At 64.1% G+C, this 8,275-nt stretch carries 8 protein-coding genes; 6 read left to right on the forward strand and 2 right to left on the reverse strand.

Annotated elements, in window-relative coordinates; genetic code table 11:
* Positions 1 to 21 precede the first annotated feature (21 nt).
* Positions 22 to 624 (forward strand): nucleotidyltransferase family protein, encoded by a 603-nt coding sequence (locus LB532_RS05005; RefSeq protein ID WP_140643785.1) that lies wholly within the window; start codon positions 22 to 24, stop codon positions 622 to 624.
* Between the two features lie 251 nt (positions 625 to 875).
* Here LB532_RS05005 and LB532_RS05010 read toward each other — a convergent pair whose 3' ends face one another.
* Complete coding sequence (locus LB532_RS05010) at positions 876 to 1,871, reverse strand: aldo/keto reductase (protein WP_140643783.1); 996 nt, start codon at positions 1,869 to 1,871, stop codon at positions 876 to 878.
* A gap of 96 nt (positions 1,872 to 1,967) precedes the next feature.
* On the opposite strand from LB532_RS05010, the gene LB532_RS05015 reads away from it, so the two are divergent.
* From LB532_RS05015 to LB532_RS05035, 5 genes are all read left to right on the forward strand, one after another.
* Complete coding sequence (locus tag LB532_RS05015) at positions 1,968 to 2,858, forward strand: LysR family transcriptional regulator (protein WP_224556406.1); 891 nt, start codon at positions 1,968 to 1,970, stop codon at positions 2,856 to 2,858.
* A 59-nt stretch (positions 2,859 to 2,917) separates the two neighbouring features.
* On the forward strand, positions 2,918 to 3,490 hold the full coding sequence (locus LB532_RS05020) for a cytochrome b (protein WP_140643779.1): 573 nt from the start codon (positions 2,918 to 2,920) through the stop codon (positions 3,488 to 3,490).
* 68 nt (positions 3,491 to 3,558) lie between these two features.
* Positions 3,559 to 4,134, forward strand: a complete 576-nt coding sequence (locus LB532_RS05025) for a YceI family protein (RefSeq protein WP_140643777.1) — start codon at positions 3,559 to 3,561, stop codon at positions 4,132 to 4,134.
* A gap of 131 nt (positions 4,135 to 4,265) precedes the next feature.
* Positions 4,266 to 5,252, forward strand: a complete 987-nt coding sequence (locus tag LB532_RS05030; protein ID WP_224556408.1) for a Gfo/Idh/MocA family protein — start codon at positions 4,266 to 4,268, stop codon at positions 5,250 to 5,252.
* A gap of 59 nt (positions 5,253 to 5,311) precedes the next feature.
* Positions 5,312 to 6,970 (forward strand): FAD-binding dehydrogenase, encoded by a 1,659-nt coding sequence (locus LB532_RS05035; protein ID WP_140643773.1) that lies wholly within the window; start codon positions 5,312 to 5,314, stop codon positions 6,968 to 6,970.
* Between the two features lie 129 nt (positions 6,971 to 7,099).
* Here LB532_RS05035 and LB532_RS05040 read toward each other — a convergent pair whose 3' ends face one another.
* Complete coding sequence (locus tag LB532_RS05040) at positions 7,100 to 8,038, reverse strand: alpha/beta hydrolase (protein WP_140643771.1); 939 nt, start codon at positions 8,036 to 8,038, stop codon at positions 7,100 to 7,102.
* Positions 8,039 to 8,275: the final 237 nt, after the last annotated feature.

The following is an 8,275-nucleotide window of genomic DNA, read 5'->3' on the forward strand; positions in this document are numbered from 1 at the left end:
CGAATCGCCCTCCAAAGGGCGATGGACCATCTGCGCTATTCCGGGCTCCCGTTCGAAGCACAACGCGCTGCGTTTCTTGACATCCTGCTGTCGGATGCGCTCGTGCGCCAGGCGCTGGTATGTGCCCGCACGCTCGACCTTCCGGACTGGCTGGTGGTCTCCGGCGTGCTCTACAACTCGGTCTGGAACCATCTGACGGGGAAGTCGTCGGGTTATGGCATCAAGGATGTCGACCTGTTCTATTTCGACGACAGCGACCTGTCCTACGAGGCCGAGGACGCCGTCATCCGCCGGGCGGCGAAGCATTTCCAGGGGCTGCCCCTGCCGGTCGAGGTGCGCAACCAGGCGCGGGTGCATTTGTGGTACCCGCAGAAGTTCGGGCGGCCCTGTCCGCGCTACACGAGTTCGAGCGAGTCGGTCCGGTTCTTTGCGTCGAAGACGCATGCGGTCGGGGTGCGATACGACGCGGATGGTCAACTGGAACTTGTGGCGCCGTTCGGTCTCGACGACGTCTTCTCGTTCCGCATCACGCCGAACCGGGTGATGGACAATCGGCGAACGCATGAGGCGAAGGGCCAGCGGGCGCGGGAGAACTGGCCCGAGATTTCGGTCGTGCCATGGTAGGAAATGTCGGCGCGAGGCACCCCCTCTGGCCTGCCGGCCATCTGCCCCGCAAGGGGAGAGATCGGCAGCTTCGCTGCCTTGTCTACCTTACGTCGTCTGCAATTGGCGAAAGCGGATGAGAGCCGATCTCCCTGGGAGATGGCCGGCAGGCCAGAGGGGGTGTTTCATGCGGGCGTCTGGCAATCTCTTGTGCCGCGCCGCATTGAAAAGGGGGCCGGAGCACCCCTTTTCGGTTCTCTTGGGATTGCCAATCACCCATTCACCAGCGCCAGCAACTCCTCGGTGTAGCGCTTGCCGACAACCTTGTCGGGCGATAGCGCATCGCCGATGGTCTGTACCTCGGCGGCACTCAGCTCGATCCCTGCCGCCGCCGTGTTCTGCTCGAGATGACGGATCTTTCGCGCGCCGGGGATCGGCACGATGAAATCGCCCTGGTGCAACACCCAGGCCAGCGCCAGCTGCGCCGAGGTCACGCCTTTTTCAGCCGCCATCTTCTCCAGCGTGGCGATGACCTTGGCATTGGCTTCCATGGCGTCGGCCTGGAAGCGCGGCAGGCCACGGCGCCAGTCGTCGTCATCAAGCGTTTCCGGCTTGGCGATCGTGCCGGTCAAAAGGCCACGGCCGAGCGGGCTGTAGGGAACAAAGCCGATGCCGAGTTCGCGGCAGACGGCGAACACATCGTCTTCCGGGTCACGGCTCCACAGCGAATATTCGCTCTGGACGGCCGCGATCGGATGCACGGCATGCGCCCGGCGGATTGTGGCGGCACTCGCTTCCGAAAGGCCGAGCGCGCGCACCTTGCCCTCGCGCACCAGCTCGGCCATGGTGCCGACCGTATCTTCGATCGGCACGTTCGGGTCGACCCGGTGCTGGTAATAGAGATCGATCACGTCGGTGCCCAGCCGCTTCAGCGACGCCTCTGCGACGGCCTTGACGTGTTCGGGGCGGCTGTCGACGCCCGCCATGCGATCGGTGCCGGTGCCTTCCTCCAGGATCTTGAAGCCGAATTTGGTGGCGATCGTCACCTTCTCGCGCACCGGCTTCAGCGCCTTGCCGAGCAGGATCTCGTTTTCGTAGGGCCCGTAGACCTCCGCCGTGTCGAAGAAATTGACGCCGATCTCGACGGCGCGGTGCAAGGTGGCGATCGCCTCGGCTTCCGGCTGGCCGCCATAGCCAAAGCTCATGCCCATGCAGCCGAGGCCGACCGGGAAAACTTCCAGTTCAGTACCGAGTTTGCGGGTTTTCATCACGCGTCTCCTTGTTGCGATGCTCAGGAGATAGCGCCTTGCCTGATGTTCGATAATCGGCTCATCTGCGCACGGGCCGTTCTAGAAAATAGATCAATGAACCGAGCACATCTTTCACAACTTGCGGTGCTGGCAACTGTTGCGCAATGCGGCAGCTTTCGTGGCGCGGCCAGGGAACTGGCGATCGCGCCGTCGGCGGTCAGCCATGCCGTGTCCAGCCTTGAGGCACGGCTTGGCGTGCGGCTGTTGGCACGCAGCACCCGCAGCGTTGCCCCGACCGAAGAGGGCGCGCGGTTGCTGGAACGATTGCGGCCGGCGCTGTCGGAGATCGACCTGGCACTGGAGACGGCGGTCGAGGCGCGCGACCGGCCGGCCGGCAATCTGCGGCTCAGCGTGCCGCGCACGGCAGCACACCTGGTGCTGACGCCACGGGTCGGCGCCTTTGCATCAGCCTATCCCGATATCGTGCTGGAGATCGTCATCGAGGACCGCTTCACCGACGTGGTGGAAGGCGGTTTCGATGCCGGCGTGCGGCTTGGCGAAAGCCTGCAACGCGACATGATCGCGGTGCGCATCGGGCCCGATATCCGCAGCGCCGTGGTCGGCGCTCCCTCCTATTTCGACACCATGCCCAGGCCGCGCCATCCGCGTGACCTGTCCGACCATCGCTGCATCCGCTTCCGCTTCTCCAGCGGCATCCTCTACCGCTGGAAATTCGCTAAGGGTGGAGAGGAGATCGAGTTGGCGGTCGAGGGACCGTTGATCCTCGACGAGGACCATCTCATCGCGCAAGCAGCGGTCGACAGCGCCGGGCTTGCCTTCGTCTTCGAGGATTATGTGCGCGCGCCGCTCGCCGACGGCAGGCTGATCCGCGTGCTGGAGGATTGGTGTCCATCCTTCGACGGTTTCTTCGTCTACTATCCGAGCCGCCGCCAGATGCGGCCGGCGCTCAGGGCTTTTGTCGATTTCTTCAAGGTGAGCGGATAGGCTCCCCTCTCCCTTGTAGGAGGGTGGAAGAAAGCCGACGCGGCATTCGTTCGCCTTCCATGCGAGCTTCGATCATAAATACCCCGACCCGCTACGGCTGGGCGGCAATCCTGCTTCACTGGCTGATCGGCCTGGTCTTCATCGGCCAGTTTGCACTTGGTTTCGTGATGGTCCGCATCAGCAGCCAACGCACGGCTTTCGAGCTCATCCAGCTGCACAAATCGCTGGGCTTCCTGCTGCTCGGTCTTGTCATCCTGCGCATCGCCTGGCGGCTTGGCAATGCGGTGCCGGCCTTGCCCTCCTCGGTCGGATCCTTGGAGCGCCGGGCGGCTCCGCTCGCTCATCTGGCGCTCTACGCTTTCCAGCTTGCTCTGCCTCTGTCCGGCTGGGCGCTGGTCTCGGTCTCGACGCTGGAGATCCCCAGCATGCCGTTCAACCTGTTCGTGATGCCCAACCTGCCGCTTGCCGAATCCGATGCCGCCGAAAATTTCTGGGCGGCTGCGCACTGGTATCTCGCCTATGCCGCCGCCGCACTCGTGGCGCTGCATGTCGCAGCGGCATTGCGCCATCATTTCCGGCTGAAGGACGATGTGCTCGCGCGCATGGTCACGCCTTCCTCAGGCCGGGAATAGAACGGGTTGTGGCCTCGTTTGTAAGGGAGGCGCGAAGAGCGTTGCCTCCAAAAAAAGGAAATAGTCTCATGTATGCGCGCGTCCTCGGATCGGCGGTCCTTGCCACTTGCCTTGCCGTGCCCGCCTGGGCAGCAGTTGTCCTTGGCGATGCCGCCGGCAGCTATACGATCAGCCAGGCTGCCTCCTCGATCCGCTTCACCATCAGCAAGGCCGGCGGCGGCGGGTTCGATGGCTCCTTCGCCCGCTTCAAGGGAACGATCCGCATCGACAACAGCGATGTCGGGCGCTCGAAGGTCGACCTCACCATCTTTCCCGAAAGCGTCGGCACCGGCCAGCGCCGCATCGACGCCTTCCTGCGCTCCGACGCGGTGTTCGATGCGGCCAACAGCCCCGAAATCCAGTTCCGCTCGACCAGCGTGACCCGCACCGGCGATGCAACGGCGCTTGTCACCGGCCGGCTGACGGCGCGGGGCAAGACGTTTGCGGAAAAGTTCACCGCCGAGCTCGACGGCCTCAAGGGCGGCACCATCAAATTCCACGTCACCGGCAAGGTGCTGCGGTCGCGCTATGGCATGGATGTCGGCACGCCCCTCTATTCCAATGTTGTCGACTTCGACATGACGCTGACGGGAAAGAGGAGTTAGCCTTGGCAAGTTGGTTATGCCGGGGCGAAGCAAGAAACGAAGCGACGCAACGCAGACGATGACGGCGCAGATTGGCTTTTTCCCCGAATTAGGGCACACCTCCATCGACATAATCGACATGGAGAAGCCTGATGTTCCGATGGGGTGTATTGTCGACGGCCAAGATCGGCCGCGAGCAGCTTTTGCCGGCGATCGTGGAGGCGGAGAATGGCGTGCTGTCGGCCATCGCCAGCCGCGATCACTCGAAGGCTCGTGCGCTCGCCGACCGCTTCGGCGCGCCGCATGCTTTCGGTTCCTATGAGGAGTTGCTCGCCTCGAACGAGATCGACGGCGTCTATATCCCGCTGCCGACATCGCAGCATGTCGAATGGACTGCCAAGGCCATCCAGGCGGGAAAACATGTGCTGGTCGAAAAGCCGTTGGCGCTCGACGCCAAGGACATCCCGCCGCTAATCAAGCTGCGCGACCAGAAGAAGGTGCTGGTCTGCGAAGCCTTCATGGTCGTTTACCACCCGCAATGGATCAAGGTGCGCGACCTCATCGCCAGCGGCGCCATCGGCCGGCTGCGCCACGTCCAGGGCGCGTTTTCCTATTACAATGTCGATCCCAACAACATGCGAAACCAGCTCGATCTCGGCGGCGGCGCGCTGCCCGACATCGGCGTCTACCCGACGGTGTCGACGCGCTTTTCCACCGGCAAGGAGCCGTTGCGCGTACAGGCGACGATCGAGCGCGACAAAAAATTCGGCACCGACATCTATTCCTCGATCCGCGCCGATTTCGGCGACTTTGAATTGTCCTTCTATCTCTCGACCCAGATGGCCGCGCGCCAGGTGATGGTGTTCCATGGCGAGAACGGGTTCATCGAGGTGTTCTCGCCCTTCAATGCCGGGCTCTACGATCACCATCGCATCGAGCTGCACAATCAGAACCACACCGAGGCGCAGGTGTTCCGATTTCCCGGCACGCAGCAGTACCGGCTGGAGGTCGAGACCTTCGCGCGCGCGGCCCAGGGCAGCAAGGAGCGGGTCTTCACGCTGGAGGAATCCGTGCTCAACCAGAAGGTCATCGACGCCATCTTCCGCGCCGGGGGCAAGGACGGCTGGGAGGCGGTCTGACCAGCATTTATATAAATCCGGTTCGGGATCCATACATTAGCCAGCTAAGGGGAGGGGAATTGGTTGACGAGGCGGATGTGATCATTGTCGGCGCCGGCCTTGCCGGGCTGGTTGCCGCCGCGGAGCTGGCCGAGGCCGGCAAGAAGGTCGTCATCGTCGACCAGGAGCCGGAACAGTCGCTTGGGGGCCAGGCCTTCTGGTCGTTCGGCGGCCTGTTCCTCGTCGATTCGCCCGAGCAGCGGCGCATGCGCATCCGCGATTCGCACGAGCTGGCGCTCGAGGACTGGCTGGGCAGCGCCGCTTTCGACCGGCCGGAGGATCACTGGCCGCGCCAATGGGCGGAAGCCTATGTCGGCTTCGCTGCCGGCGAGAAGCGCTCCTGGCTGTTGGAGCGCGGCATGAAATTCTTTCCCGTGGTTGGCTGGGCCGAGCGCGGCGGCGGCAATGCCATTGGCCATGGCAATTCCGTGCCGCGCTTCCACATCACCTGGGGCACCGGTCCCGGCGTGCTCGAGCCCTTCGTGCTGCGCGTGCGCGAGGCCGAGAAGCGCGGATTGATCTGCTTCAAATTCCGTCATCGGGTCAACGAACTGACGCGGACCGGCAACGCCGTGACCGGGGTGCGAGGTGACATCCTCGAGCCGAGCACCGTGGAACGCGGCCACAAAAGCTCGCGTGAGATATCAGGTGATTTCGAATTCCGAGCGCAGGCGGTGGTCGTCGCTTCCGGCGGCATTGGCGGCAACCATCAGCTGGTCCGGGAAAACTGGCCAAAACGGCTGGGTGCGGCACCGAAGCGCATGATCACAGGCGTGCCCGACCATGTCGACGGCCGCATGCTGGCGATCACGGAACAGGCCGGCGGCAGCGTCATCAACCGCGATCGCATGTGGCACTATGTCGAGGGCATCAGGAACTGGGCGCCGATCTGGACCGACCATGCCATCCGTATCCTGCCCGGTCCGTCCTCACTGTGGCTCGATGCGCGCGGCAAGCGCCTGCCGGTGCCGCTTTACCCCGGATTCGACACGCTGGGCACGCTCAGCCATATCATGAGCACCGGCTTCGATTATTCCTGGTTCATCCTGACCAAAAAGATCATCCAGAAGGAATTCGCGTTGTCGGGCTCCGAGCAGAATCCCGACCTGACCGGCAAGAGCTGGCGCCAGGTGCTAGGCCGCGCCACATCAGGGATTCCGGGCCCGGTCAAGGCGTTCATGGAAAAGGGCGAGGATTTCATCATCGAGGCCGAACTGCCCGATCTGGTGGCGCGCATGAACAAGCTGGCCGGCGGCGAACCGCTGCTGGACGTCGCGATGGTCGAGCGCGAGATCCGCGCCCGCGACCGGCAGCTCGACAATCCCTTCTCCAAGGACATGCAGATCACCGCGCTGCGCGGGGCGCGGGCCTATCTCGGCGACCGGCTGATCCGCACGGCCAGGCCGCACAAGATGCTCGATCCCGCCAACGGCCCGCTGATCGCGGTCCGCCTCAACATCCTGACCCGCAAGACGCTGGGCGGCCTGCAGACCGACCTCGAAAGCCGCGTGCTGGGGAGCGATGCCGAGCCGGTTCAGGGCCTCTATGCGGCCGGCGAAGCCGCCGGTTTCGGCGGCGGTGGCGTGCATGGCTACGCGGCGCTGGAAGGCACGTTCCTGGGAGGCTGCATCTTCTCCGGCCGCAGCGCCGGCCGGGCGGCGGCGCGTTCGGTGGCTTGAGCTCCGGACAGCCGCATTTCGGGGCAGGATTGCGTTGTGGACAAGCCGCGCGATCAGACTGGCCGGCCAAACGGATTTCCGGCACTCGCTGGCTTGGTCATCTTCTGTCAATTCCCATGCGAGGAGCTCTCACCAGATCCACTCGCTTTTGCCGAGCGCCGACACCGCCTCGACGATGCGGGTAAAGCTGGCGCGGGCGCGGCCGACCGTGTGCCTCGCCCTGAGATAGCCGTGCACCAGCCCTTTCTCCTCGAACCAAGTGGCCCGCCCGCCGGCCGCAACGATCCGGTCGCGATAGGCCTCGCCGTCCGACGACAGCGGGTCGCACTCGGCGGTGATCAGCACCGTTGGCGGCAGGTTGGCGAAATCGGCGTCGGCGAGCGGATACAAGGTGATGTCGCCGGTCTGGTCCACGCCGCCGGTACGGATGTGCGTGTAGAATTCCAGGTCGCGCGTGGTCAGCATCGGCGCTTCGGCGTGCCTCACATAGGAACCGCGCGAACGGTCGCCGCCGAGCCCGGGATAGATCAGCACCTGGCCGATCGGCCTCTTCGCGTGACCGCGCGTCGCATGGCTGACCGCAGCGCACAGATTGCCGCCAGCGCTGTCGCCGCACAGCAGGACGGGTTGCGCATAGGAAGCTGCCGCCCACTCGAAGGCGTTCATCGCATCGTCGAAAGCGGCCGGATGCAGATGCTCCGGCGCCAGCCGGTAGTCGACCGAGACCACTTCGTAACCGGTGCGGCCGCAAAGCTCGGCGCAGACGTCGTCATGGCTGTCGAGCCCGCCAAGGATGAAACCACCGCCGTGGCAATAGAGCACCGCCGCCGCTGCCTGCGGGGTGCTTCTGTAGATGCGGATCGGGATATTGCACGCCTGCCCCGCAATAGCGGTGGTTTCCGCTGTCACTCCCTCGGGATAGCCGGCAAAGAACTCCCGGCACATGCGGCCATAGATCTCGCGCTGCTCGGCAATCGTGTAGTCGATCGTATCCGGCGGGTAATAGGAATTGGTCCGCTCGATGAAAGCCCGGGTCTCGGCATCGATGAGGATTTTGTAATCGGTCATCTTGACTGGGCCAATTGCCAACGTCGAGTCTGGGCGCCCCTCTCTGGCCTGCCGGCCATCTCCCCCTCAAGGGGGGAGATCGGATGTCGCGAAGGCTTTCGCCAATCTTCTACGTCGCCGGAAAAGCGCCGAGCCTGAAGCTGCCAATCTCCCCCCTTGAGGGCCTGTTGCGCAATATTGCGGGCGGCTTGTTGTGAGGATTGAGGGCGGCCATTTTTGTTGCTTTGGAGGCTTTTC

Origin of the sequence: Mesorhizobium sp. ESP-6-2 (assembly GCF_020164675.1) — a bacterium.
GTDB lineage: Bacteria > Pseudomonadota > Alphaproteobacteria > Rhizobiales > Rhizobiaceae > Mesorhizobium.

Bases quoted from the DNA above. Each gene is read 5' to 3' on its own strand.
- LB532_RS05025 (WP_140643777.1), top strand. From the start codon at position 3,559: ATGTATGCGCGCGTCCTCGGATCGGCGGTCCTTGCCACTTGCCTTGCC.
- LB532_RS05015 (WP_224556406.1), top strand. From the start codon at position 1,968: ATGAACCGAGCACATCTTTCACAACTTGCGGTGCTGGCAACTGTTGCG.
- LB532_RS05030 (WP_224556408.1), top strand. From the start codon at position 4,266: ATGTTCCGATGGGGTGTATTGTCGACGGCCAAGATCGGCCGCGAGCAG.
- LB532_RS05005 (WP_140643785.1), top strand. From the start codon at position 22: ATGGACCATCTGCGCTATTCCGGGCTCCCGTTCGAAGCACAACGCGCT.
- LB532_RS05010 (WP_140643783.1), bottom strand. From the start codon at position 1,871: ATGAAAACCCGCAAACTCGGTACTGAACTGGAAGTTTTCCCGGTCGGC.
- LB532_RS05020 (WP_140643779.1), top strand. From the start codon at position 2,918: ATGCGAGCTTCGATCATAAATACCCCGACCCGCTACGGCTGGGCGGCA.
- LB532_RS05040 (WP_140643771.1), bottom strand. From the start codon at position 8,038: ATGACCGATTACAAAATCCTCATCGATGCCGAGACCCGGGCTTTCATC.